Genomic DNA, 24,219 nt, shown 5'->3' with positions numbered 1-24,219 from the left:
TGGGCCCGGGTTGGCCGGGCAGGAACCGAAGGCAGGCGAGCGGACTCGCCTGCGCGGTCGGGCACTTTCCGCTATTGCAGGGATAGCTGACTTTTCAGGGATCGACCAATGCTTGTCGTCAGGCGACAAAACAGCCGCTCAGGCGTGTATCAGGACGGTTCGAGGAGTGCCCGCACCGGGGCAAAGGAGCGCCGGTGGATCGGCGTAGGCCCCAGGGTGCGCAATGCCTGCAGGTGCATGGCGGTCGGGTAACCCTTGTGCACGGCCAGGCCATAGCCGGGATACTGGCGGTCCAGCTCATGCATCTCGCGGTCACGACTGACTTTGGCAAGGATCGACGCAGCGGCAATCGCCGGCACCTGGCTGTCACCTTTGACCACGGCGCTGCAGGGTACCGCCAGGCGTGGGCAGCGGTTGCCATCAATCAACGCCAGGCGCGGGGTCACGGATAAGCCTTCAACGGCGCGCTGCATGGCCAGCAGGGTCGCCTGGAGAATGTTCAGCCGGTCGATTTCCTCCACTTCGGCACGGGCAATGCACCAGGCCAGGGCTTTCTCGCGGATTTCCTCGAACAGCTGTTCGCGACGCGCTTCGCTGAGCTTCTTCGAGTCATTGAGACCGAGGATCGGCCGTTGCGGATCGAGGATCACCGCCGCAGTGACCACCGCGCCGCACAGCGGTCCGCGTCCAACCTCATCGACCCCGGCAACCAGCGCCTCGACCTGCGCAAAGTCCATGCCCAACTGCATCAGCGTGGCTCGATCAGTTGCAGCACCGCTTCGGCAGCCTGCACCGAGGCATCACGGCGCAATGCGCGGTGGATGACTTCGAAGCCATCGGTCTGCGCCTGGCCGCCCTCCAGCAGCGAGTACAGGCTCTGCGCCAAAGCGTCCGGCGTGGCCGCTTCCTGAATCAGTTCCGGCACCAGCATGCGCTCGGCGAGCAGGTTGGGCAGCGACACATAGGGACTCTTCACCAAGCGCCGCAGGATGCTATAGGTCAAGGGCGCCAGGCGATAGGCCACCACCATCGGGCGCTTGAACAGCAGCGCTTCCAGGGTCGCGGTACCGGAGGCGATCAGCACCGCATCACAGGCGGCCAGCGCTTCGTGGGACTGGCCATCGAGTAGGCGCAGCGGCAGGTTGCGCGAGGCCAGCATGCTTTCCAACTGGGCACGCCGCTCGGCGTTGGCACAGGGCAACACGAACTGCAGTTGCGGGCGCATGGCGCGCAAGCGTTCCGCTGCATCGAGGAACAGCTCGCCGAGCTTGGCCACCTCTCCGCCACGACTGCCGGGCAACAAGGCCACGACCGGCTCATCGGCAGGCAATTGCAGCTGCTGGCGTGCCGCCAAGCGATCCACTTCGCAGGGAATGCTGTCGGCCAGCGGGTGGCCGACAAAACGTACCGGCACCTGCTGGGCATCGTAGAACTGTGCCTCGAAGGGGAACAGGGTCAGCATCAGGTCGCAGGCTTCGCGAATCTTCAGTACACGCTTCTGCCGCCAGGCCCAGACGGATGGACTGACGTAGTGCACGGTCTTGATCCCGGCACGGCGCAGCTTGAGTTCCAGGGTCAGGTTGAAGTCCGGTGCATCAATGCCGATGAATACGTCCGGGCGCTCCGCCAGCAGGGTACGCAGCAGGCGACGGCGACGAGCCAGCAACTCCGGCAGCCGTCCCAGCACTTCCACCAGGCCCATCACCGACAGGCGCTCCATGGGGAAATAACTGTGCAGACCGGCCGCGATCATGCGCGGCCCGCCAATACCAATGAATTGCACATCGGGGTGGCGGGCGCGGATTTCCGCCATCAGACCGGCACCGAGAATGTCGCCAGAGGCCTCGCCAGCCAGCAAGGCAACCCGCAAGGGACGCGAACTAGCCATGCTCAGCGGGTAATGCCACGGGTCGAGGCAAGAATCGAGTCACGGAATACCGCCACTTCAGGAAAGCTGGCGGCACTCTCGGCCAGTTCGGCCATGGCCTGTTCGACAGTCAGCCCCTGGCGGTACACCACCTTGTAGGCGCGACGCAGCGCGGCGATCGCCTCGTTGGAGAAACCCCGGCGACGCATGCCTTCGAAGTTCATGCTGCGCGCTTCGGCCGGGTTGCCAAATACCGTAACAAACGCCGGTACATCCTTGCCGATGGCCGTACCCATACCGGAGAAACTGTGTGCGCCGATGCGGCAGAACTGATGAACGAGGGTAAAGCCGGAAAGAATCGCCCAGTCGTCCACCCACACGTGCCCGGCCAGTGCGGTGTTGTTGACCAGGATGCAGTGGTTGCCGATCACGCTGTCATGGCCGACGTGGGCGTAGGCCATGATCAGGTTGTGATCACCAATGGTGGTTTCGCTACGATCCTGCACGGTGCCACGGTGAATGGTCACCCCTTCGCGGATCACGTTGTGGTCGCCGATCACCAGGCGGGTGGCTTCACCCTTGTATTTCAGGTCCGGCGTATCTTCGCCAACCGAGGAAAACTGGTAGATGCGATTATGCTTGCCAATCCGCGTGGGGCCCTTGAGCACCACATGCGGACCAATCACCGTACCCTCGCCAATCTCGACATCCGCACCGATGATCGACCAGGGGCCGACCTGCACGTCTTCGGCCAGGCGGGCCGAAGGATCGATGATGGCACGAGGGTCAATCAAACTCATAGTTTGCGTTCCGCACAGATGATTTCCGCCGAGCAGACTTCCTTGTCAGCTACGCTGGCGCGACATTCGAACTTCCAGATTCCACGCTTGCAGCTGAGGAAATGCGCCTCGAGGATCAACTGATCCCCCGGCACCACCGGCTGGCGGAAACGCAGTTTGTCCGAACCCACAAAGTAGTACAACGTACCATCGGCCGGCGTGACATCGAGCATCTTGAAGCCAAGGATACCGGCCGCCTGGGCCATCGCTTCGATGATCAGCACACCCGGCATGATCGGATGCTCGGGAAAATGACCGTTGAAAAAGGGCTCGTTGATGCTGACATTCTTGTAGGCGCGAATGCGCTTGCCCTCGACATCCAGCTCGACTACCCGATCCACCAGCAGGAAAGGATAGCGGTGCGGCAGGTATTCGCGAATCTCGTTGATGTCCATCATGTTCCAAGAGCCTTAAAAAATAGGGGGGATGCGAAAGGATCAGGCCTCTGATGAGGTATCCCCGCCCGAGGTCACGGCAGCCAGCTGTTTTTCCAGCTGCTGTAGACGGCGCGCCATGTCGTCGAGCTGACGAATCCGCGCAGCACTCTTCTTCCACTCACCCGCTGGTTGCATGGCGGTACCCGAGGAATAGGCCCCAGGCTCGCTGATCGAGCGAGTGACCATGGTCATGCCGGTGACAAACACGTTATCGCAGACCTCGATATGCCCGACCATGCCGACACCGCCCGCGATCATGCAATGCCGACCGATCTTGGTGCTGCCGGAAATACCCACGCAACCTGCCATGGCGGTGTGGTCGCCAATCTGCACGTTGTGCGCAATCATGATCTGGTTATCCAGCTTCACACCATTGCCGATCACGGTATCGGAGAGCGCGCCGCGGTCGATGGTGGTGTTGGCACCGATTTCCACATCGTCGCCAATGCGTACACCGCCAATCTGCGCAATCTTTTCCCAGACACCCTTGTCATTGGCAAAGCCGAAGCCTTCACCACCAATCACCGCACCGGACTGGATCACTACCCGCTGACCAATCTGCACGTCGTGGTACAGGGTGACGCGCGGGGCCAACCAGCCACCGTCGCCAATCGAGCTGCGCGCACCAACCACCGAATAGGCACCGATGACTACTTGGGCACCGATCCGCGCCTGGCTCTCGATCACCACGCCAGGACCAATGCTGGCCGTTGGGTCGACCTGAGCATCTGCCGCCACCAGCGCCGAGGGATGAATACCCGGTACCGCCTGAGGCTTGCGATCGAACAGATGCGACAGGCGCGCATAGGCCAGGTAGGGATTGGCAGTGATCAGTGCATTGCCGCTATAACCTTGGGCGTCTGCCTCGGTCAGCAATACCGCACCTGCCTGGCTGCTCGCCAGGAATTTGCGGTACTGCGCATTGGCCAGGAAACTCAGGTCACTGGGTTGGGCCTGCTGCAACGCAGCCAGCCCGCTGATACGAAGCTCGGCATCACCCTGCAAGGTAGCGCCGAGCTGCTCGGCCAGTTGGCCAAGACTAAAAGACAGGACCGCCATGCTTAGCGCGACTGGTTCATGCGCTCGATAACCTTGCGGGTGATGTCGAACTGCGGTTTGACATCGACCACGGCACCACGCTCCAGTACCAGGTCGTAATTACCCTGCTTGATGACTTCTTCCACGGCCTTGTCGAGCTTCGGCTTGAGCTGTTGCAGCATGTCGCGGTCAGCCAGTGCCTTGGCTTCATTGAGCTCCTTGGACTGGAACTGGAAGTCACGGGCCTTTTGCTTGAACTCCAGCTCCAGGCGCTCACGCTCGGCTTGCTGCATTTTCTCGCCATCCTTGACCAGGCGGTCCTGAATGCGCTTGGCATCGGATTCCAGACCCTTCAGGCGATTGAGTTGCGGACCGAATTTCTTCTCCGCATCGACGGCATACTTCTTCGCGGCATCGGACTCCAGGAGGGCCATTTGGTAGTTCAGCACCGCCACCTTCATTTCTGCGAGGGCCGGAGTAGCGGCCAGCAGAGCAGCAGAAACCAGAACCCATTGAGTCAACTTACGCACGATGCACTCCTGCAACAATTACTGTTGTCTGTTCAAGTGGTGTAGCAATTAGAAGGTTTGGCCGAGGGAGAACTGGAACACCTGGGTCTCTGCGTCATCCGGCTTCATGATCGGCATGCCCAGGCTGAAACTCAGCGGGCCCAGAGCGGTTACCCAGGTCAGACCGACACCCACCGAACTGGCCAGGTTGCTCAGATCCAGGTCACAGGCGGCATCCTTGCTACGGCCACCAGGCACGCCATTTTTCTGGGTATCACTGCAGTTGGTATCGAATACGTTGCCCACATCCCAGAACAGCACGGTGCGCAGCGAGCGCTGATCCTTGACGAACGGCATGGGGAACAGGTACTCGACGCCGCCCTGCACCAGCACGTTACCACCAAAGGGCAACGGATCCTGATCCGGATCGAGCGCAGTCCCCGGATTGGTACCCCGGCTCGGCGTACTGCGCGGGCCCAGGCTGCTGTCTTTGTAACCACGCACCGAGCCGAAACCGCCGGCATAGTAGTGTTCGTAGAACGGCAGCTCGCTGGTCGAGCCATAGCTGTCGGCATAGCCCAGACGTCCATGGAAACGCAGAGCAGTGTTCTGGGTCAGCCCCTTGAAGACCTGGCCGTTATAGTCGAGGCGGTAGAACGACAGGTCACTACCCGGCAGGGTGGTTTCCAGCACCAGGCTCTGCGAATAACCGCGGGTCGCCATGGTGCCACGGTTCAGGGTCGACTCCGACCAGCCGATCGAGCCCTTGAAGTTCAGGTAGCTGTCGCCTTCCTGCTTCATGAAATCGAAAATTTCATCGACGGTGTAGATGCCGGTACTGATGTCGTCCTGCTGGACACTCAGCCCATAGTTGATACGCGAAGTCTCGGTAATCGGATAACCGATGTTGATGCCACCACCATAGCTGTCTACTGCATAGCTGGACACGCTGGTGTTGAGCTCATCGTAATCGGTGGTGCGATAGAAGGCGTTGTAGCCCAGGCTGACGCCGTCGATGGTCCAGTAGGGATCAACAAAACCGAAATTGTACGACTCCTGGTATTCGCTGCGAGTCAGACCGATGCTGACCTTGTTACCACTACCCAGGAAGTTGTTCTGGCTGATCGAACCACCGAGGATCAGACCGGCGTTCTGCGCGAAACCGACGCTGGCAGTGATCGAACCAGAAGGTTGTTCCTCGACGCTGTAGTTAACATCGACCTGATCATCACTACCCGGTACGGCCGGGGTTTCCACGTTGACTTCCTTGAAGTAGCCCAAACGTTCCAGGCGTGCCTTGGACTGGTCGATCAGGTAGGTCGAAGCCCAGCCGCCTTCCATCTGGCGCATTTCGCGGCGCAGCACTTCATCTTCGGTCTTGGTATTGCCACGGAAGTTGATGCGGTTGACATAGGCGCGCTTGCCCGGATCGACGGCAAAGGTGATGGTGACACTGTTGTCCTCGTCGTGGGCCTGCGGGATGCCGTTGACGTTGGCAAAGGTATAACCCTCGTTGCCCAGACGGCGAGTCACCAGCTCGGAGGTCGTCGTCATCAGCTTGCGCGAGAACACCTGGCCTTGCTGAACCAGCAGCAGGGCTTCGACTTCTTCCTGCGGCACCTTGAGATCGCCGGTCAGCTTGACCTCGCGGATCGTGTACTTCTCACCCTCGTCGACGTTGACGGTGATGTAGACATGCTTCTTGTCCGGCGTGATGGACACCTGGGTAGAGGTGATGTCCATGTTGATATAGCCGCGATCCAGATAGTAGGAGCGCAGCCGCTCCAGGTCACCGGACAGCTTCTCGCGGGCATATTTGTCATCGTTCTTGAAGAAAGACAGCCAGTTGCTGGTCTTCAGCTCGAACAGGTCGATCAACTGCTCGTCAGCGAATACCGTGTTACCCACCACGTTGATGTGCTGGATAGCCGCCACGCTGCCTTCGTTGATGGTGATCTTCAGGGCCACACGGTTGCGCGGCTGGGGGATCACTTCTGCCTGGATCTCCGCCGAATAACGGCCCTGGGCCACATACTGGCGTTGCAGCTCGTTGCGCACGCCTTCCAGCGTGGCACGCTGAAAGATCTCACCCTCGGCCAGCCCGGACTGATTCAGGCCCTTGAGCAGGTCCTCGGTGGAAATCGCCTTGTTGCCCTCGATCTCGATACCGGAAATGGACGGCCGCTCAACTACGCTGATGACCAGGACGTTACCGTCGCGACCCAACTGGATATCCTGGAAGAAGCCGGTTTTGAACAGCGCGCGGGTGGCCTCTACCAGACGCTGGTCGCTGACCTGATCACCGACGCTCAACGGCAAGGCGCCGAACACGCTGCCCGCCGAGACACGCTGCAAGCCATTGACGCGAATATCGTTGATGGTGAAGGACTCGGCCTGAACTGCGGGGATCATGAGCGCGGTCATAGCCGCGGGGAGCAGGAAGCGTTTCATGAAGTCCTTTTATTCCATCTAATAATAAAGAACCGGCCGTCAGCGACGGCTGATCCGAAAAATCAGCGATGCGTTACAAGCGGCCCAGATCATTGAACAGGGCCAGCAACATCACCCCAATGACCAGGCTGATGCCGATCTGCATCCCCCACGTCTGCACCCGCTCCGACAAGGGCCGGCCGCGCACCAGCTCGACCAGGTAGAACAACAGGTGGCCCCCGTCCAGGACAGGAATCGGCAACAGATTCAACACACCCAGGCTGATGCTCAGGTAGGCGAGAAAATGGAGAAAATCGCCAAGGCCGGACTGGGCTGAAGCGCCCGCCACTTTAGCAATGGTTATCGGCCCACTCAAGTTTTTTACCGACAGCTCGCCGAGCAGCATTTTCTTCAGCGAATCAAGGGTCAGCAGGGTCATTGACCAGGTGCGCCGAGCGCCTTCGAGCAGTCCCGCAAAGGGCCCGAAGCGCTCCTCACGAAGCATCTGCGCCGGCCACTCCCCTGCCGCCACCCCGGCGCCGAGATAACCAGTCTGACCACGTTCGGCAAGCGTTATGCTCAGCTCCTGGACCAGACCATCACGCTCGAAGCCCACTCGCACAGTTTCCCCAGGGCGTTGCTGGATAGCACGCACCCAATCGGCCCAGTCGCCCACCGGCTGGCCATCCAGGCTCAGCAAATGGTCACCCAGGCGCAAGCCGGCGGCGGCGGCCGGCCCACTCTCATCAAGATGAGCCAGACGCGCCGGCACCTGCGGACGCCATGGGCGAATACCCAACCCAGCCAGCGGATCCGGATCATGTGCGCCACGCAACCAGTCCTGCAGCGGCACATCCACCTGACGCGCCAGGCTGTCGCCCGGCGTTACCAGTTCCAGGCGCAAACTGCCGGTTTCACCCAGGCGCTTGACCAATTGCAGATTGACCGCCGACCAGCCAGAAGTGGTCTTGCCATCTACCGCAACGATTTCTTCGCCGGGTCGCACCCCAGCCAGTTCGGCAGGACTACCTGGTAGCAACTCACCCACCACCGGCTTGACCTGCTGGCTGCCGAGCATGGCCAACACCCAGAAAAACACCAGCGCCAGCAGGAAGTTGGCCAGCGGCCCTGCCGCGACAATGGCGATGCGCTGGCCTACCGGCTTACGATTGAACGCTTGATCGCGCAAGGCCTCGGGAACCGACTCTTCGCGCTCATCGAGCATTTTCACGTAGCCGCCCAGCGGAATGGCGGCAATCACGAACTCGGTGTCCTGGCGATCGCGCCAGCGCCATAACGGGGTACCGAAACCCACGGAAAAGCGCAACACCTTGACGCCGCAGCGGCGCGCCACCCAAAAGTGCCCGAACTCGTGAATGGTGACCAGCACCCCCAGCGCCACCAGTGTGCCCAGTAGCATGTAGATTGCCGACATGGTCGTTCTCCGTTAAACGCGCTAGCCCCCAGGGCTCCGCTCAGCCTGCCTGTCTGACCAGCCAGGCGCCCGCCAGTTCACGCGCCCGTGCATCAGCGGCGAACACCTGCTGCAAGTCATCGGCAGCAGCGACTGGCTCACGCTGCAAAACCTCCTCGATCAACGCAGCTATGGCCGTAAAGCCGATACGCCCGGCCAGGAAGGCGGCTACCGCCACTTCATTGGCGGCATTCAGCAAAGCAGGCGCCGTACCACCCTGCTCGGCCGCCTGACGCGCCAGACGCAGGCAAGGAAAGCGCTGCTCGTCCGGGGCCTGGAAATCCAGGCGAGCAATACGAAACAGGTCCAACGCACTGACGCCAGCGTCGATGCGCTCCGGCCAGGCCAGCGCATGCGCGATGGGTGTACGCATGTCCGGATTGCCCAACTGGGCCAACACCGAGCCATCCAGATAATCGACCATCGAGTGAATGACGCTTTGCGGGTGCACCACGACCTCGACCCGTGCCGGCGGCACATCGAACAGCCAGCATGCCTCAATCAGCTCCAGCCCCTTGTTCATCATGCTCGCCGAATCGACGGAAATCTTCTGCCCCATCGACCAGTTCGGATGAGCGCAGGCCTGGGCCGGCGTCACGCTAGCCATCTGCTCGAAGGTAAACTCGCGGAACGGCCCGCCCGAAGCAGTCAGCAGGATACGCCGCACGCCCAACTGTTCCAGGCTGCCCGTGCGTTCCGGCAGACACTGAAAAATCGCATTGTGTTCGCTGTCGATGGGCAGCAGGGTCGCAGCATGCCGACGTACCGCCTGCATGAACAACGCCCCGGACATCACCAGTGCTTCCTTGTTGGCCAGCAACACACGCTTGCCCGCCTGCACGGCAGCCAGCGTAGGACGCAGGCCCGCGGCACCGACAATGGCCGCCATCACCACATCGACTTCAGCTGCGCTGGCGACCTCGCACAGCGCCTGTTCGCCGTACAACACCTCGGTGTTCAACCCGGCATCGCGCAAGCGTTGCTGCAGGCTGGCAGCCGCTCGTGCATCGGCGACGACCGCCAGACGCGGACGATGGCGCCGGCACAGACCTGCCAGCTCATCCACCCGACTGAACGCCGTCAAAGCAAACACCTCGTAGCGCTCGGCATGTCGCGCCAGCACATCCAGGGTGCTCAGGCCGATCGAGCCGGTGGCACCCAGTACCGTCACGCGCGCCGGCATCATGGCGCAGCCCAGCCAGCCAACCAGAGCAACAAGGCAAACAAAGGCACCGCCGCGGTCAGGCTATCGATACGGTCCAGCACGCCGCCATGCCCAGGTAGCAAGTTACTGCTGTCCTTGATACCGGCCTGCCGCTTGAACATGCTCTCGTTGAGATCACCAATGATGGAAAACGCCACGATCAGCGCAGCCCCCAGCATGGCCTGCAGACTGGCAGTCCATGGCCAGCCCTGATAGAGCGCGAAGCCCAGGGTCAGCAACAGGCTGGTGCACAGCCCGCCAATGGCCCCTTCCCAGCTCTTGCCAGGACTGACCCGCGGCGCCAGCTTGCGCTTACCGAAGGTCTTGCCGGCAAAATAGGCACCAATATCTGCCCCCCACACCAGCAACATGACGGCGAGAATCAGCGCATTGCCTTGCGGCCACTGCTTGAGCAGCACCAGCCCTTGCCAGGCCGGCAGCAGGATCAGCAGGCCCATCAGGCACTTGCCGGGGCGTCCAGCCCACAAACGCTGGCTGCGCGGATAGCCCAGCACCAGCACAGTCGCCCACAGCCACCAGGCCAGGGCCAGCCACAACACCCAGGGCGCCAGGCTGGGCAGCTGATAGAGTCCCAACAGCCAAGCGGCCACCAGCGCACTGTAGGCCAGTCGCGCCGGCTGTCCCTGCAGCCCAGCCAGACGCGCCCACTCCCAGCCTCCCAGGCAAACCACCAGACCAATGAACAGGGCAAAAGCCGCCCCGTGCAGATAGAAAAAACCAGCCAGCGCCAGCGGCAACAGCCACAGCGCGGTGAGCACACGTTGCTTGAGCATCAGGAGCGCGCCTCGGCCTCGACCTGCTCGCTGGTCTTGCCAAAGCGCCGCTGGCGACCGGCAAAGTCCTCCAGCGCCTCACGCATGGCAGCCTGCTTGAAGTCGGGCCAGTAAAGATCGGAAAAATACAGTTCGCTGTAAGCCAACTGCCAAAGCAGGAAGTTGCTGATGCGCCGTTCGCCACCGGTACGGATGCACAGATCGGGCAGCGGCAAGTCTGCCGTCGCCAGACAGCCTTGCAGCAACGAAGGACTGATATCTTCCGGCCGCAGGTGACCGGCTTGCACCTCGCGGGCCAGGCGCTGTGCAGCCTGGGTAATATCCCACTGCCCCCCATAGTTGGCGGCGATCTGCAGGGTAAAACGCGTATGCCGGGCAGTACGCTGCTCGGCTTCGCGCATGGCCGCCTGCAACTCGGGATGAAAACGTGAACGATCGCCCATGATGCGCAGGCGAATCGCATGCTCGTCGAGCTTCTTCACCTCACGCCGCAACGCCCCGAGGAACAACTCCATCAGGGCGCTGACCTCATCCGCCGGGCGCTGCCAGTTCTCACTGGAAAAGGCAAAAAGCGTCAGCACCTCGACGCCGGCATCGGCGCACACCTCGATGACCGCACGCACGGCATCGACGCCGGCCTTGTGCCCAGCCACACCGGGCAGCAGGCGTTTCTTGGCCCAGCGGTTGTTGCCATCCATGATGATGGCAACATGCCGCGGTACAGCGGGATTGGTCTTATCCATGACGAGGCCGGCCCTCAAACGGCCATCAAATCCTTTTCCTTGCCTTCCAGGGCTTTTTCCACTTCAGCGACGAACTTGTCAGTCAGCTTCTGTACCTCATCAGCGGCACGACGCTCCTCGTCTTCGCTGATTTCCTTTTCCTTGACCAGATCCTTGAGCTGAGCCAGCGCATCACGGCGAATATTACGCACCGCCACGCGGGCATTCTCGGCTTCCTGGCGTGCCTGCTTGGTGTAGCCCTTGCGGGTTTCTTCGGTCAGCGCCGGCATCGGCACACGAATGGTGGTACCGGCCGTGGCCGGATTGAGGCCCAGGTCGGAGGTCATGATGGCCTTCTCGACCGCCTGGATCATGCTCTTGTCGAACACGGTCAACGCCAGGGTACGGGAATCTTCGACCGTCACGTTGGCCACCTGGCGCAGCGGGGTATCGCTGCCGTAATAGGAGACCATGATGCTGTCGAGGATGGCCGGACTGGCACGCCCGGTACGAATCTTGGCGAACGCGTGCTCCAGCGATTCGACACTTTTCTGCATGCGCACCTGCGCGTCCTTCTTGATCTCATTGATCATGCTTCGCTCTCCTCGACCAGCGTACCTTCGGCACCGCCTACCACGACATTGAGCAGGGCACCCGGCTTGTTCATGTTGAATACCCGCAGCGGCATCTTGTGGTCACGCACCAAACAAATGGCGGTAAGGTCCATGACACCCAGCTTGCGGTCCAGCACCTCATCGTAGGTGAGGCGATCAAATTTCTCGGCATTCGGATCCTTGAACGGATCGGCAGTGTACACGCCATCCACCTTGGTCGCCTTGAGTACCAGGTCGGCATCAATCTCGATACCGCGCAGGCAGGCCGCCGAGTCAGTGGTAAAGAACGGATTGCCAGTGCCGGCAGCGAAGATCACCACTTCACCGGCATTCAGATGGCGCACTGCCTTGCGACGATCATAGTGATCGGTCACGCCCACCATGGAAATGGCCGACATCACCAGCGCCGGGATGTTCGAGCGCTCCAGCGCGTCACGCATGGCCAGCGCATTCATCACCGTGGCCAGCATGCCCATATGGTCGCCAGTCACCCGATCCATACCGGCTGCCGACAACGCGGCACCACGGAACAGGTTACCGCCACCAATCACCAGACCAACCTGTACGCCAATGCCCACCAACTGGCCGATCTCCAGCGCCATACGGTCGAGCACCTTGGGATCGATGCCAAACTCCTCAGAGCCCATCAGGGCCTCGCCGCTGAGTTTGAGCAGAATGCGTTTATAGCGAGCTTGACGAATGTTCGGCTGCTGAGCCATGACGTTTTCTCTCCTGCGGCGTTGAATAATCATGCGCCAGGCGCATGCGATCAGGGCACCTCAAGGGTGCACGCGCCCAGGTCACCCGCCGAGCGGGGCCGTCGCGCCGAGCCTCCCCAGGTGGCCCGCCATTTTGACGAAGAGGCCGCACGCGTGAGCGGGCAGCCTCTTAAGGGGTCAGGCAGACAGCCTTATTGCTTGGCAGCAGCGACCTGGGCAGCCACTTCGGCAGCGAAGTCGGACTCGGCCTTCTCGATGCCCTCGCCCACTTCGAAGCGGATGAAGGAAACGATCTCGGCACCGGCTTTCTTGGCCAGTTCACCGACCTTGACTTCCGGGTCCATGACGAAGGCTTGCTCGGTCAGGCTGGCTTCGGCGAGGAACTTGGCGATACGACCCTTGACCATGTTCTCGACGATATTTTCCGGCTTGCCGGCGATCTTGTCGGCGTTCAGCTGCAGGAAGATTTCCTTTTCCTTGGCGATCAGCTCTTCGGAAACGTCAGCCGGGCTCAGTACGGCCGGGTTGCTGGCAGCTACGTGCATAGCAATGTGCTTGGCCAGCTCTTCGTTGCCACCCTTGAGCTGAACCAGAACACCGATGCGGTGACCGTGCAGGTAAGAGCCAACGGTCTCGCCTTCAACGGTCGCCAGGCGACGGATGTTCACGTTCTCACCGCACTTGGCGACCAGCGCCTCACGGGCAGATTCGCGGGAAGCGATCAGCGGAGCCGCTTCAGTCAGTTTCTGGGCAAAAGCTTCGTCCAGGCTCTCCTTGACGAAAGCCTTGAAGTCATCCTGCAGGGCCAGGAAGTCGGTCTGCGAGTTGACTTCGATGATCATGCCGCGGCCACCCTCGACACGCACGGCAATCGAACCTTCGGCAGCAATGTTGCCAGCCTTCTTGGCGGCCTTGATGGCACCGGAGGCGCGCATGTCGTCGATGGCTTTCTCGATGTCGCCACCGGCGGCAACCAGGGCCTTCTTGCATTCCATCATGCCTTGGCCGGTACGCTCGCGCAGTTCTTTAACCAGGGCTGCAGTGATTTCTGCCATGTCACAATCCTCTTGAAGTGGTGTTAAACCATTCATCCGACCTGCACAAACACAGACCGGCAATTCGAAGTTGGCAAAAAGGGGGCCTAGCCCCCTTCTTGCGGATCGGGTTGCGTCAGACGCTCCGAACTTAGCCTTCAGCGGCCTCGGAAGCAGCTTCCTCGACGAACTCGTCAGCGCTCACGGCAGCGTTGCCACGGCCACGGATGACGGCATCGGCCATGGAAGCCAGGTACAGCTGAACGGCGCGGATGGCGTCGTCGTTACCCGGGATAATGTAGTCAACGCCTTCCGGGCTGCTGTTGGTATCAACCACGCCAATCACCGGGATACCCAGCTTGTTGGCTTCGGTGATGGCAATGCGCTCGTGGTCAACGTCGATCACGAACAGTGCGTCCGGCAGACCGCCCATGTCCTTGATACCACCCAGGCTACGATCCAGTTTTTCCAGATCACGGGTACGCATCAGCGCTTCTTTCTTGGTCAGCTTGGCAAAGGTGCCGTCCTGGGACTGGGTTTCCAGATCACGCAGGCGCTTGATCGAAGCACGGATGGTTTTGTAGTTGGTCAGCATGCCGCCCAACCAGCGATGATCAACGTAGGGCATGCCGCAACGGCTGGCTTCTTCGCGAACGATCTTGCTGGCCGAACGCTTGGTGCCGACGAACAGGATCTTGTTCTTGCCAGCAGCCAGCTTTTCAACGAAAGCCAGGGCTTCGTTGAACATCGGCAGGGTTTTTTCCAGGTTTACGATGTGGATCTTGTTGCGCGAGCCGAAAATGAACTTGCCCATTTTCGGGTTCCAGTAACGGGTCTGGTGGCCGAAGTGCACACCGGCCTTCAGCATGTCGCGCATGGTGACTTGAGTCATTGCTATTCCTCGAAAGAAACGGGTTAGGCCTCCACGCACCCCAGCTGCCAACCCTTGCGGGCACCCAGGCGACCGTGTCGATGCGTGTGCGGAGTTAAGGCTTTCCAGGCATGTCGCCCGCAAAGCGGCGCGTTTTATACCACAGAACACCGCCACACGCTACACGCCGCAATGCAAGAGCCCAAGCGTGCAGCTGCACTTTGGGGCTTACGAGCTGTAGCTGTTAATATACGCGCCTTTCTGTTTACTCCCCCCGAGAGCTGTTATGACCGTCACCCTCAAGTCCCCCGCTGAAATCGAGAAAATGCGCGTGGCCGGCCGCCTGGCCGCCGAAGTGCTGGAGATGATCGGCGAACACGTCAAGCCCGGGGTCACCACCGAGGAACTGGATCGCCTGTGCCACGACTATATTGTCAACGTACAGCAAGCCATCCCTGCCCCTCTCAACTACAAGGGCTTCCCCAAGTCCATCTGCACGTCGATCAACCATGTGGTCTGCCATGGCATCCCCAACGACAAGCCACTCAAGGAAGGTGACATCGTCAATATCGATATCACCGTGATCAAGGATGGCTACCACGGCGACACCAGCAAGATGTTCATGGTTGGCAAAGTGCCGGAATGGGCGGAAAAGCTCTGCCGGATTACCCAGGAATGCCTGTACAAGGGCATCGAACTGGTGCGTCCCGGCACCCGACTGGGTGACATCGGCGAAGTGATCCAGAAGCACGCGGAGAAACACGGCTACTCCGTAGTCCGCGAATACTGCGGCCACGGTATCGGCGCCGTGTTCCACGAAGAACCGCAAGTACTGCACTACGGCAAGGCCGGCACCGGCCTGGAACTCAAGGAAGGCATGACCTTCACCATCGAACCGATGATCAATCAGGGTCGCGCGGAAACCCGCCTGCTGGGCGATGGTTGGACGGCCATTACCAAGGATCGCAAGCTCTCCGCGCAATGGGAGCACACCGTACTGGTCACCGCCGACGGCTACGAAATCTTCACCCTGCGCAGCGACGACACCCTGCCGCGCCGCGCCCCCTAAGCCCATCCCGAGGAAGTCGCATGCCGCACACCGATCCGGAGCTGTTCGACCCCAGCCAGTTTCAGGCAGAGCTCGCGCTCAAGAGCAGCCCGATTGCGGCCTTCAAGAAAGCCATCCAGCAGGCACGCAGCGTGCTGGACCAGCGCTTCTGCAGCCAGCGCGACATTCGCCGGCTGATCCATGAGCGTGCCTGGTTCGTCGACCAGCTGCTTGCCGCCTCCTGGCAACGCTTTGCCTGGGGCGAGGCCGACGACATTGCCCTGCTGGCGGTCGGCGGCTACGGACGCGGCGAGCTGCACCCCTACTCGGATATCGACCTGCTGATCCTCCTGGAACGGGCCAACCACGAGCAGCATCGCGAGAGCATCGAAGGCTTCCTCACCCTGCTCTGGGATATCGGCCTGGAAGTCGGACAAAGCGTGCGTAGCGTTGCCGAGTGCGCCGAAGAGGCACGGGCTGACCTGACGGTGATCACCAACCTGATGGAAAGCCGCACCATTGCCGGCCCCGAACACCTGCGCCAACGCATGCAGGACGCTACTTCAGCGGAGCAGATGTGGCCCAGCCGGGCCTTCTTTCTTGGCAAGCGCGAAGAACAGCGCGCCCGCCATCGCAAGTACAACGACACCGAGTACAACCTGGAGCCCAACGTCAAGGGCTCGCCAGGCGGGCTACGCGACATCCAGACCATCCTGTGGATCGCCCGCCGCCAGTTCGGCACCCTCAACCTGCAAGCCATGGCCGCCCAGGGATTCCTTATCGAGTCCGAGGCCAGCCTGCTGACCGCCTCCCAGGACCTGCTGTGGAAGGTGCGTTATGCCTTGCACATGCTCGCCGGCCGCGCCGAGGACCGCCTGCTGTTCGACTACCAGAATCGCATCGCCGAGCTGCTCGGCCTGCACGACCAGCCAGGCAAGCTGGCAGTAGAGCAAATGATGCAGAAGTACTACCGCGCCGTGATGGCGGTAGCCGAACTGAACGACCTGATCATGCAGCATTTTCAGGAAGTGATCCTCGATGCCGGACAAAGTCCCCTGGCACAACCGCTGAACAGTCGTTTCCTGGTGCGTGGGCGCTTCCTGGTCGCCGCACACCCCAAGGTGTTCCAGCGCACGCCCTTCGCCATTCTGGAAATCTTCGTACTGCTCGCACAAAACCCACACCTCAAGGGCGTGGAAGCCGGCACTATCCGCCTGCTGCGTGATGCCCGCCACCTGATCGACGAGGATTTCCGCCGCGACATCCGCAACACCAGCCTGTTCATCGAACTGTTCAAGAGCCGCGAGGGCATCCACCGCAACCTGCGACGCATGAACCGCTACGGCATTCTTGGCCGCTACCTGCCGGAGTTCGGGCGAATTGTCGGACAGATGCAGCACGACCTGTTCCACATCTATACGGTGGATGCGCACACCCTCAACCTGATCAAGCACCTGCGCAAGTTCCGCTGGCCGGAAATGGCCGAGAAATTCCCGCTGGCCGCCGAGCTGATCGACACCCTGGCCAAACCCGAACTGATCTACATCGCCGGGCTATACCACGATATCGGCAAGGGCCGTGGCGGCGACCATTCGGAACTCGGCGCGGTGGATGCCGAGGCATTCTGCCTGCGTCACCAGTTACCGGCCTGGGACAGCCGCCTGGTGGTATGGCTGGTGCGCAATCACCTGATCATGTCGACCACCGCGCAGCGCCAGGACATTTCCGACCCCCAGGTCATCTACGACTTTGCCCAGCGTGTCGGCGACCAGACCCGCCTGGACTACCTCTATGTACTGACCGTGGCGGATATCAACGCCACCAACCCGACCCTCTGGAACGCCTGGCGCGCCAGTCTGCTGCGCCAACTGTACAGCGCCACCAAGGCTACCCTGCGCCGCGGCCTGGAAAACCCGCTGGACCGCGAAGAGCAGATCCGCCAGACCCAGGACAGTGCACGCGAGCTATTGATTGCCGCGGAACAGGACGCCGACCAGGCCGAGCTGCTCTGGTCGCAGCTGGGCGATGACTATTTCCTGCGCCACAGCCCCGACGATGTGGCCTGGCACACCGCCGCCATTCTCCAGCACCCCCATGGCCAGGACCCGCTGGTGTTGATTCGCGGCAGCAGCCAGCAGGAACTCGGCGGCGCGACGCAGATCTTCATCTACGCACCGGACCAGCACGACTTCTTCGCGGTCACCGTGGCGGCCATGAGTCAGCTCAACCTGGACATTCAGGACGCACGCATCATCACCTCGACCAGTCAGTTCACCCTCGACACCTACATGGTGCTGGATGCCGATGGCGGAGCGATTGGCGACAACCCGGCGCGTATCCGGGAAATTCGCGATGGTCTGGTCGCCGCGCTGAAGAACCCCGACGACTACCCAACCATCATTCAGCGCCGTGTACCGCGTCAGCTCAAGCACTTCGCCTTCGCCCCGCAGGTGACCATCCATAACGATGCACAGCGCCCGGTAACCGTTCTCGAGGTCATCGCCCCCGACCGCCCCGGATTGCTGGCCCGCCTGGGGCGCATCTTTCTCGACTTCGACCTGTCGCTGCAGAACGCCAAGATCGCCACGCTCGGCGAACGCGTGGAAGACGTGTTCTTCATCACCGATGCCGACAACCAGCCACTGGCCGACCCTGAATTGTGCAGCCGCCTGCAGCAGACCATCGTCGGCCAGTTGAGCGAAGCCCAGGGTGGCTGCGAGCCGCAACGTATCGAATTCTGACCCGCACGGCAGCCTGTACTGCCACGCGCCGCCTTCTGTCCGGAGCCTTGCCCGATGAACCCCGCACTGCAACAGCTACACCCCTACCCCTTCGAGAAGCTGCGCGCCCTGTTGGCCAATGTTCAACCCCCCGCTGAACTGCGGCCAATCGCCCTGTCGATTGGCGAGCCCAAGCACCCGGCACCGCCCTTCGTTGCCCAGGCCCTGGCCGACAACCTCGCGCAGCTTTCCGTGTACCCCACCACCCTGGGCCTGCCGGCCCTGCGCGAAGCCATCAGCGGCTGGTGCCAGCGGCGCTTTGGCGTGCCGGCTGGCTGGCTGGACAGTGCCCGCCATGTGTTACCGGTCAACGGCACCCGCGAGGCGCTGTTCGCCTTCACCCAGGCGGTCATCGACCGCCAGCAGCCGGCGCTGGTGCTGTCACCCAACCCGTTCTACCAGATCTACGAAGGCGCCGCGCTGCTGGCCGGCGCCACGCCCTACTATCTGCCCTGCCTGGCCGAAAACGGCTTCAACCCGGACTATGCCGCGGTGCCGGCGGAGGTCTGGCAACGCACGCAAATTCTTTTCCTCTGCTCGCCGGGCAACCCCACCGGCGCGCTGACGCCCATGAGCACGCTCAAGCAGCTGATTGCCCTGGCCGACCAGTACAACTTCATCATTGCCGCCGACGAGTGCTACAGCGAGCTGTACTTCGATGAAGGCAACCCGCCGCCCGGTCTGCTCAGCGCCTGCGTGGAACTGGGACGTAGCGACTTTGCCCGCTGCGTGGTGTTCCACAGCCTGTCCAAGCGCTCCAACCTGCCAGGGCTGCGCTCGGGCTTCGTGGCTGGCGATGCCGCCATCCTCAAGGACTTCCTGCTCTACCGCACCTATCACGGCTGTGCCATGCCGGTGCAGACGCAACTGGCCAGCATCGCCGCCTGGCATGACGAAGCGCACGTGCGCGCCAACCGCGAGCAATACCGTGCCAAGTTCACAGCCGTACTGGACATCCTCGCGCCGGTTCTGGATGTGCAGCGTCCCGATGGCAGCTTCTACCTATGGGCCAATACCGGCATGGATGAGCAGCAGTTCACCCGCGAGCTGTTCGCTACCCAGCATGTCACCGTGGTCCCCGGCTCGTACCTGTCGCGCGAGGTGGAGGGCGTCAACCCTGGGGCCGGGCGCATTCGCATGGCGCTGGTCGCGCCGCTGGAGGAATGCATCGAAGCCGCCCAGCGCATTCGCAACTACCTGGCCAGCCGCTGAGCTGGCCATTGCCTGTGGCATAATCGCCGCCCCATACCGCGCCAGGATCTGCACGCCATGACCCCGACCCTGTACGGCATCAAAGCCTGCGACACCATGAAGAAAGCCCGCCAATGGCTCGACGAGCAGGCGATCGGCTACCACTTCCACGACTACAAGGTCGCCGGCATCGACGCCCAGCACCTGCAGCGCTGGTGCGAGGAGCACGGCTGGGACAAGGTACTCAACCGTGCCGGTACGACCTTTCGCAAGCTCAGCGACGCCGACAAGGCCGATCTCGATCAGGCCAAGGCGATTGCCCTGATGCTCGCCCAGCCGTCCATGATCAAGCGCCCGGTACTCGACCTGGGCGAACGCAGCCTGCTGGGCTTCAAGCCCGAGCAGTACGCCAGCGCCTTTGCCTGAACCTTTTTCCCCTTAGCCACAAGGACATCGCCCATGACCACTCCTCTCTTCAGCATCGCCTTCGGCGTAGGCACCCAGAACCGCCAGGGTGCCTGGCTGGAAGTCTTTTATGCCCAGCCGCTGCTGCATCCAGCCGCCGAACTGGTCGAGGCCGTCTGCCCGCTGATCGGTTACCAGGAAGGCAACCAGGCTCTGCCCATCACCAAGAACCAGGCCTGTGACCTGGCCGCTGCGCTGAAGCACATCGACCCGCTGCAGTCGGCACTGCTCAAGCGCCTCGCGGAAAGCGAAAAGCCGCTGGTGGTCTGCGTGCTGGCCGAGGACAGCGCGCTGAGTTCGACGCCCGAGGCCTATCTCAAGCTGCACCTGCTGTCGCATCGTCTGGTCAAGCCGCATGGCCTGAACCTGACCGGCATCTTCCCGCTGCTGCCCAATGTGGCCTGGACCAGCCAGGGCGCGGTAGACCTCAGCGAACTGGCCGAGCGCCAGCTGGAAGCCCGCCTGAAGGGTGAGCTGCTGGAGGTGTTCTCCGTGGACAAGTTCCCCAAGATGACCGACTACGTGGTACCCAGTGGCGTGCGCCTGGCCGACAGCTCGCGCATCCGTCTGGGCGCCTACATCGGTGAAGGAACCACGGTCATGCACGAAGGCTTCGTCAACTTCAACGCCGGCACCGCCGGTCCGGGGATGATCGAAGGGCGTGTCTCGGCCGGGGTATTCGTCGGCAAGGGCTCGGACCTCGGCGGCGGCTGCTCGACCATGGGCACCCTGTCCGGTGGCGGCAACATCGTCATCAGCGTCGGCGAAGGCTGCCTGATTGGCGCCAATGCCGGTATCGGCATTCCGCTGGGTGACCGCAACACCGTGGAGTCCGGCCTGTATGTCACCGCCGGCACCAAGGTGGCGCTGCTCGACGAGCAGGGCAACCTGGTGCGCGTGGTCAAGGCCCGCGAGCTGGCTGGCCAGCCGGACCTGCTGTTCCGTCGTAACTCGCAGAGCGGCGCCGTGGAGTGCAAGACCCACAAGTCGGCCATCGAGCTCAACGAAGCCCTGCACGCGCATAACTAAAAGCCGATAAAAGCGCTACAGGCTGCAGGCCGGACAGGATACCCACGCTCTCGTCCCGCCTTCAGCCTGTAGCGAAGGCTTGAACCGGTTCAGCCCATGTCACTCATTTCTCCCTGGCGCGCCGACTTCCCCGGCATCCTCTCCCTGCACGACGAAGGCCAGACCTATCTGGACAGCGCGGCCACGGCACAGAAACCGCAGGCCGTGCTCGACGCCCTGCGCGACTACTACAGCCGCGGCGCCGCCAATGTGCACCGTGCCCAGCACCTTCCGGCACAGCGCGCCACCCAAGCCTTCGAAGGCGTACGCGAGCAGCTGGCCAGCTGGCTGAACGCCGCCGACAGCCGGGAGATCATCTTCACGCGCAGCTGCACCGAGGCCATCAACCTGCTGGCCTACAGCCTGGACATCCCCTGGCAGGCCGGCGACGAGATCGTCATCAGCGCGCTGGAACATCACGCCAACCTGCTGCCCTGGCAGCAGCTGGCACAACGTCAGCAGTTAAGCCTGCGCATCCTGCCGCTGAGCGCCGCAGGCGAGATCGACCTGCAACAGGCCGCCGCGCTGATCGGCCCGCGCTGTCGCCTGCTCGCGGTCAGCCAACTGTCCAACGTACTGGGCCGTTGGAATCTCCTGCCTGCACTGCTTGAGCTGGCCCGCGCACAGGGCGCGCTGACCCTGGTGGATGGTGCCCAGGGCTGCGTTCACCAGCGCCCCGACCTGGCCGCGCTGGGCTGCGATTTCTACGTTTTCTCCGCGCACAAGCTGTACAGCGCCGATGGCGTGGGTGTGCTGTACGCCCGCCAGCAGGCCGCCCGCCTGTTGCGGCCCTGGCAGTTCGGCGGCGAGATGCTCAGCCACACCGATTACCAGCAGGCCAGTTTCCTGCCGCCACCGTTGGGCCTGGAGGCCGGCACCCCGCCCATCGCTGGGGTGATCGCCCTGGGCGCGGCCTTGCGCTATCTGGATGGCCTTGATGCCCAGGCCGTGGCACGCCATGAAGCCGCCCTGCACCACGCGCTGCTCGACGGCCTGCGCCAGCGTCCGATGCTGCGCCTGCTCGGCACACCACAGTGCGCCCTGGCCAGCTTCGTCGTCGACGGCGTGCATGGCAGCGATCTGGCACACCTGCTCGCCGAACAGGGCATAGCCATCCGCCATGGCCACCACTGCGCACAGCCACTATTGCACAGCCTCGGCCTGCCTGGGGCGTGCCGGGTCTCCCTCGGCCTGTACAACGATGGCGAGGACCTGGCGCGGCTGTTCAGCGCCCTCGACAACGCCTTGGCACTGCTGCAATGAGCCCTTTGCCCGACGCCGCGCAAACCGCCCTTGAGCAGTTCAACCAGGCTGCCGGCTGGGAGCAGCGCGCCCGCCTGCTACTCGAGTGGGGGCAGCACCTCGCGCCGCTCAGTGACGCCGAACGCTGCACGGCCAACCAGGTGCAAGGCTGCAGCAGCCAGGTCTGGCTGGTTGCCGACGGCCCCGCCGGCGCCAGCCAGTGGCGCGCCGACAGCGACGCCCGCCTGCTGCGCGGGCTGCTTGCTGTTTTGCTGGCACGCGTCAACACACTACCGGCTAGCGAGCTGGCCCAGCTGGATATCGGTGCGTGGTTCAACCAGCTGGGCCTGCAACGCCAGCTCACGCCCTCGCGCAGCAACGGCCTGCACGCCGTGCTGCAACACATCCGCGCGCGCACCTGACAGGCAGCTATGGCGCCGTGCGCTCCGCCGGGCGACGTGCGCCGGCCAGTAGTTTTTCCACGGCCTTGGCAGTGGCAGCCATGGCGAAGGTAGCAGTCACCATCATCACCGCGCCGAAACCGCCGGCGCAGTCCAGTTTGACCCCTTCGCCGACAAAGCCCTTGGCCTGACAGACCGTGCCGTCGGGCTTGGGGTAACGCAGCTGTTCGCTGGAAAACACGCAGGGCACGCTGTAATGCTTGCCGGGCGTGCGCGAGAAGCCATAGTCGCGGCGCAGGGTGGAGCGTACCTTGGCAGCCAGCGGGTCATTGAAGGTCTTGTTCAGGTCGACCACCTGCACGCGGGTCGGATCGATCTGCCCCCCCGCACCGCCGGTGGTGACGATGGCGATCTTGCGACGCTTGCACCAAGCAATCAGCGCCGCCTTGGCCGCCACGCTATCGATGCAGTCGATGACCATGTCCAGCTGCGGGGTAATCAGCTCGGCGAGATTGTCGCGGGTCACGAAGTCCGCCACGGCATGCACCCGGCAGGCCGGATTGATGGCGTGGATGCGCTCGGCCATGACCTCGACCTTGGCCCGCCCGACCGCGCCCTGCAGGGCGTGCACCTGGCGATTGGTGTTGGTGATGCACACGTCATCCAGGTCGAACAGCGACAGCTCGCCCACGCCACTGCGCACCAGCGCCTCGGCCACCCAGCTGCCTACCCCGCCGATACCGACCACCGCCACGTGTGCGGCCTGCAGGCGGGCCAGGCCGTCGCTTCCGTACAGCCGGGCAATTCCACCAAAACGCTGATCATCAAGGGCCATTGCGCCACCTCATCGCCAACCGGGCGCGCATTATACGTGCAGCGCCGCCCTCAACGGAGCAGTGCCAGCACGGGACGAAACGCCTCGCTGCGGCAATCACCGAGCAACTCGAAGAGGCTCATCTCCAGGCTGCTCAGCGTGGCCCCCAGTCCTTGCAGACGGGACAGCGCCAGCTGTTTGTTGGCGAGGCGCCGCGAGGCCATGCAGTCACTCAGCAACTCGACCTGATAACCGCGGGCCAACAGGCTGCGGGCTGTCTGGAACACACAGATGTGTGCTTCGATGCCACATAGCAGCCACTGCTGCCGGCCGCTGTCCTGCACAGCCTGCAGAACCGCCGGTTCGCCACAGGCATCAAAGCTGTATTTGCTGATCGGCTGCAGACCTGTCAGCAAATCCGCCAGCTCAGGCACGGTCGTCCCCAGCCCCTGCGGGTTCTGCTCCACCCAGACAATCGGCAGGCCCAGGCACTGTACGCTGAGAATCAGCCGCCGGCAGTTGTCCAGCAGCGCCGCGCTCTCCTCCACCGTCTGCGCCAGACGCCCCTGGATATCAATGATCAACAGCCCACAGTGTTCACGTTGCAACATAGGACACCTGCTTGGTTGGACTGTCACAGTCTAGCCCAGCGCTTGCA

The 24,219-nt window shown here is 62.5% G+C and carries 24 protein-coding genes; 7 read left to right on the top strand and 17 right to left on the bottom strand.

What is annotated here, in order from left to right; genetic code table 11:
* Positions 1–149: 149 nt before the first annotated feature.
* From rnhB to rpsB, 15 genes are all read right to left on the bottom strand, one after another.
* Positions 150–749 carry a ribonuclease HII gene (gene rnhB, locus CW360_RS07585; protein ID WP_101193289.1) on the bottom strand — a complete coding sequence of 200 codons (600 nt, stop codon included), beginning with the start codon at positions 747–749 and terminating at the stop codon, positions 150–152.
* Positions 749–1,888, bottom strand: a complete 1,140-nt coding sequence (gene lpxB, locus CW360_RS07580) for a lipid-A-disaccharide synthase (RefSeq protein WP_101193288.1) — start codon at positions 1,886–1,888, stop codon at positions 749–751. Before lpxB ends, rnhB begins: the two co-directional genes overlap by 1 nt.
* A 2-nt stretch (positions 1,889–1,890) precedes the next feature.
* Positions 1,891–2,667 (bottom strand): acyl-ACP--UDP-N-acetylglucosamine O-acyltransferase, encoded by a 777-nt coding sequence (gene lpxA, locus CW360_RS07575; RefSeq protein ID WP_093986255.1) that lies wholly within the window; start codon positions 2,665–2,667, stop codon positions 1,891–1,893.
* The gene (gene fabZ / locus CW360_RS07570; protein ID WP_093986256.1) at positions 2,664–3,104 is read right to left on the bottom strand and encodes a 3-hydroxyacyl-ACP dehydratase FabZ; all 441 of its coding nucleotides are present in this window, start codon (positions 3,102–3,104) and stop codon (positions 2,664–2,666) included. The genes lpxA and fabZ overlap by 4 nt, the downstream gene beginning before the upstream one ends.
* Positions 3,105–3,143: 39 nt before the next feature.
* Positions 3,144–4,202: a UDP-3-O-(3-hydroxymyristoyl)glucosamine N-acyltransferase gene (lpxD, locus tag CW360_RS07565; RefSeq protein WP_101193287.1), complete on the bottom strand. Its 1,059-nt coding sequence runs from the start codon at positions 4,200–4,202 to the stop codon at positions 3,144–3,146.
* A gap of 2 nt (positions 4,203–4,204) precedes the next feature.
* Entirely contained in the window at positions 4,205–4,711 is a 507-nt protein-coding gene (locus CW360_RS07560) for an OmpH family outer membrane protein (RefSeq protein ID WP_093986258.1), read from the bottom strand.
* A 48-nt stretch (positions 4,712–4,759) separates the two neighbouring features.
* The gene (gene bamA / locus CW360_RS07555) at positions 4,760–7,141 is read right to left on the bottom strand and encodes an outer membrane protein assembly factor BamA (RefSeq protein ID WP_101193286.1); all 2,382 of its coding nucleotides are present in this window, start codon (positions 7,139–7,141) and stop codon (positions 4,760–4,762) included.
* A 73-nt stretch (positions 7,142–7,214) separates the two neighbouring features.
* The gene (gene rseP, locus CW360_RS07550; RefSeq protein ID WP_101193285.1) at positions 7,215–8,555 is read right to left on the bottom strand and encodes an RIP metalloprotease RseP; all 1,341 of its coding nucleotides are present in this window, start codon (positions 8,553–8,555) and stop codon (positions 7,215–7,217) included.
* Between the two features lie 40 nt (positions 8,556–8,595).
* Positions 8,596–9,780 carry a 1-deoxy-D-xylulose-5-phosphate reductoisomerase gene (gene ispC, locus CW360_RS07545; protein ID WP_101193284.1) on the bottom strand — a complete coding sequence of 395 codons (1,185 nt, stop codon included), beginning with the start codon at positions 9,778–9,780 and terminating at the stop codon, positions 8,596–8,598.
* Positions 9,777–10,592: a phosphatidate cytidylyltransferase gene (locus CW360_RS07540; protein WP_101193283.1), complete on the bottom strand. Its 816-nt coding sequence runs from the start codon at positions 10,590–10,592 to the stop codon at positions 9,777–9,779. The genes ispC and CW360_RS07540 overlap by 4 nt, the downstream gene beginning before the upstream one ends.
* Complete coding sequence (uppS, locus tag CW360_RS07535) at positions 10,592–11,335, bottom strand: polyprenyl diphosphate synthase (RefSeq protein WP_093986264.1); 744 nt, start codon at positions 11,333–11,335, stop codon at positions 10,592–10,594. The genes CW360_RS07540 and uppS overlap by 1 nt, the downstream gene beginning before the upstream one ends.
* A gap of 14 nt (positions 11,336–11,349) precedes the next feature.
* On the bottom strand, positions 11,350–11,907 hold the full coding sequence (gene frr, locus CW360_RS07530; RefSeq protein ID WP_093986265.1) for a ribosome recycling factor: 558 nt from the start codon (positions 11,905–11,907) through the stop codon (positions 11,350–11,352).
* Positions 11,904–12,647 (bottom strand): UMP kinase, encoded by a 744-nt coding sequence (gene pyrH, locus CW360_RS07525; RefSeq protein WP_093986266.1) that lies wholly within the window; start codon positions 12,645–12,647, stop codon positions 11,904–11,906. Before pyrH ends, frr begins: the two co-directional genes overlap by 4 nt.
* A gap of 191 nt (positions 12,648–12,838) precedes the next feature.
* On the bottom strand, positions 12,839–13,702 hold the full coding sequence (tsf, locus tag CW360_RS07520; RefSeq protein ID WP_093986267.1) for a translation elongation factor Ts: 864 nt from the start codon (positions 13,700–13,702) through the stop codon (positions 12,839–12,841).
* A gap of 130 nt (positions 13,703–13,832) precedes the next feature.
* Entirely contained in the window at positions 13,833–14,573 is a 741-nt protein-coding gene (gene rpsB, locus CW360_RS07515) for a 30S ribosomal protein S2 (RefSeq protein ID WP_093986268.1), read from the bottom strand.
* 265 nt (positions 14,574–14,838) lie between these two features.
* Here rpsB and map point away from each other — a divergent pair, with 265 nt between their 5' ends.
* From map to CW360_RS07480, 7 genes are all read left to right on the top strand, one after another.
* Positions 14,839–15,621, top strand: a complete 783-nt coding sequence (map, locus tag CW360_RS07510) for a type I methionyl aminopeptidase (RefSeq protein ID WP_101193282.1) — start codon at positions 14,839–14,841, stop codon at positions 15,619–15,621.
* 20 nt (positions 15,622–15,641) lie between these two features.
* Complete coding sequence (locus CW360_RS07505; RefSeq protein ID WP_101193281.1) at positions 15,642–18,341, top strand: [protein-PII] uridylyltransferase; 2,700 nt, start codon at positions 15,642–15,644, stop codon at positions 18,339–18,341.
* 54 nt (positions 18,342–18,395) lie between these two features.
* Positions 18,396–19,592, top strand: a complete 1,197-nt coding sequence (dapC, locus tag CW360_RS07500) for a succinyldiaminopimelate transaminase (RefSeq protein WP_101193280.1) — start codon at positions 18,396–18,398, stop codon at positions 19,590–19,592.
* A gap of 57 nt (positions 19,593–19,649) precedes the next feature.
* The gene (locus CW360_RS07495) at positions 19,650–19,997 is read left to right on the top strand and encodes an ArsC family reductase (RefSeq protein ID WP_101193279.1); all 348 of its coding nucleotides are present in this window, start codon (positions 19,650–19,652) and stop codon (positions 19,995–19,997) included.
* Positions 19,998–20,030: 33 nt separating this feature from the next.
* Positions 20,031–21,065, top strand: coding sequence for a 2,3,4,5-tetrahydropyridine-2,6-dicarboxylate N-succinyltransferase (dapD, locus tag CW360_RS07490; protein WP_093986273.1), 1,035 nt, complete (start codon positions 20,031–20,033; stop codon positions 21,063–21,065).
* A 96-nt stretch (positions 21,066–21,161) separates the two neighbouring features.
* Positions 21,162–22,367 carry an aminotransferase class V-fold PLP-dependent enzyme gene (locus CW360_RS07485; protein ID WP_101193278.1) on the top strand — a complete coding sequence of 402 codons (1,206 nt, stop codon included), beginning with the start codon at positions 21,162–21,164 and terminating at the stop codon, positions 22,365–22,367.
* Entirely contained in the window at positions 22,364–22,768 is a 405-nt protein-coding gene (locus tag CW360_RS07480; RefSeq protein ID WP_101193277.1) for a SufE family protein, read from the top strand. The genes CW360_RS07485 and CW360_RS07480 overlap by 4 nt, the downstream gene beginning before the upstream one ends.
* Before the next feature lie 7 nt (positions 22,769–22,775).
* Here the strand turns inward: CW360_RS07480 and tcdA are convergent, their stop codons facing one another.
* Positions 22,776–23,582, bottom strand: a complete 807-nt coding sequence (gene tcdA / locus CW360_RS07475) for a tRNA cyclic N6-threonylcarbamoyladenosine(37) synthase TcdA (RefSeq protein WP_101193276.1) — start codon at positions 23,580–23,582, stop codon at positions 22,776–22,778.
* A 50-nt stretch (positions 23,583–23,632) separates the two neighbouring features.
* Positions 23,633–24,172 (bottom strand): isochorismatase family protein, encoded by a 540-nt coding sequence (locus tag CW360_RS07470; protein WP_101193275.1) that lies wholly within the window; start codon positions 24,170–24,172, stop codon positions 23,633–23,635.
* Positions 24,173–24,219: the final 47 nt, after the last annotated feature.

The sequence above is a fragment of the Pseudomonas fluvialis genome, assembly GCF_002835605.1.
Classification (GTDB): Bacteria; Pseudomonadota; Gammaproteobacteria; order Pseudomonadales; family Pseudomonadaceae; genus Aquipseudomonas; species Aquipseudomonas fluvialis.
The sequence above is the reverse complement of the archived record's forward strand: the minus strand, read 5'-3'. Positions and strand labels throughout refer to the sequence as shown.

Bases quoted from the DNA above. Each gene is read 5' to 3' on its own strand.
- lpxB (WP_101193288.1), bottom strand. From the start codon at position 1,888: ATGGCTAGTTCGCGTCCCTTGCGGGTTGCCTTGCTGGCTGGCGAGGCC.
- frr (WP_093986265.1), bottom strand. From the start codon at position 11,907: ATGATCAATGAGATCAAGAAGGACGCGCAGGTGCGCATGCAGAAAAGT.
- dapD (WP_093986273.1), top strand. From the start codon at position 20,031: ATGACCACTCCTCTCTTCAGCATCGCCTTCGGCGTAGGCACCCAGAAC.
- lpxD (WP_101193287.1), bottom strand. From the start codon at position 4,202: ATGGCGGTCCTGTCTTTTAGTCTTGGCCAACTGGCCGAGCAGCTCGGC.
- CW360_RS07505 (WP_101193281.1), top strand. From the start codon at position 15,642: ATGCCGCACACCGATCCGGAGCTGTTCGACCCCAGCCAGTTTCAGGCA.
- rseP (WP_101193285.1), bottom strand. From the start codon at position 8,555: ATGTCGGCAATCTACATGCTACTGGGCACACTGGTGGCGCTGGGGGTG.
- CW360_RS07470 (WP_101193275.1), bottom strand. From the start codon at position 24,172: ATGTTGCAACGTGAACACTGTGGGCTGTTGATCATTGATATCCAGGGG.
- CW360_RS07495 (WP_101193279.1), top strand. From the start codon at position 19,650: ATGACCCCGACCCTGTACGGCATCAAAGCCTGCGACACCATGAAGAAA.
- rnhB (WP_101193289.1), bottom strand. From the start codon at position 749: ATGCAGTTGGGCATGGACTTTGCGCAGGTCGAGGCGCTGGTTGCCGGG.
- dapC (WP_101193280.1), top strand. From the start codon at position 18,396: ATGAACCCCGCACTGCAACAGCTACACCCCTACCCCTTCGAGAAGCTG.
- CW360_RS07480 (WP_101193277.1), top strand. From the start codon at position 22,364: ATGAGCCCTTTGCCCGACGCCGCGCAAACCGCCCTTGAGCAGTTCAAC.
- tsf (WP_093986267.1), bottom strand. From the start codon at position 13,702: ATGGCAGAAATCACTGCAGCCCTGGTTAAAGAACTGCGCGAGCGTACC.
- CW360_RS07485 (WP_101193278.1), top strand. From the start codon at position 21,162: ATGTCACTCATTTCTCCCTGGCGCGCCGACTTCCCCGGCATCCTCTCC.
- bamA (WP_101193286.1), bottom strand. From the start codon at position 7,141: ATGAAACGCTTCCTGCTCCCCGCGGCTATGACCGCGCTCATGATCCCC.
- tcdA (WP_101193276.1), bottom strand. From the start codon at position 23,582: ATGGCCCTTGATGATCAGCGTTTTGGTGGAATTGCCCGGCTGTACGGA.
- lpxA (WP_093986255.1), bottom strand. From the start codon at position 2,667: ATGAGTTTGATTGACCCTCGTGCCATCATCGATCCTTCGGCCCGCCTG.
- uppS (WP_093986264.1), bottom strand. From the start codon at position 11,335: ATGGATAAGACCAATCCCGCTGTACCGCGGCATGTTGCCATCATCATG.
- rpsB (WP_093986268.1), bottom strand. From the start codon at position 14,573: ATGACTCAAGTCACCATGCGCGACATGCTGAAGGCCGGTGTGCACTTC.
- fabZ (WP_093986256.1), bottom strand. From the start codon at position 3,104: ATGATGGACATCAACGAGATTCGCGAATACCTGCCGCACCGCTATCCT.
- ispC (WP_101193284.1), bottom strand. From the start codon at position 9,780: ATGATGCCGGCGCGCGTGACGGTACTGGGTGCCACCGGCTCGATCGGC.
- CW360_RS07540 (WP_101193283.1), bottom strand. From the start codon at position 10,592: ATGCTCAAGCAACGTGTGCTCACCGCGCTGTGGCTGTTGCCGCTGGCG.
- pyrH (WP_093986266.1), bottom strand. From the start codon at position 12,647: ATGGCTCAGCAGCCGAACATTCGTCAAGCTCGCTATAAACGCATTCTG.
- map (WP_101193282.1), top strand. From the start codon at position 14,839: ATGACCGTCACCCTCAAGTCCCCCGCTGAAATCGAGAAAATGCGCGTG.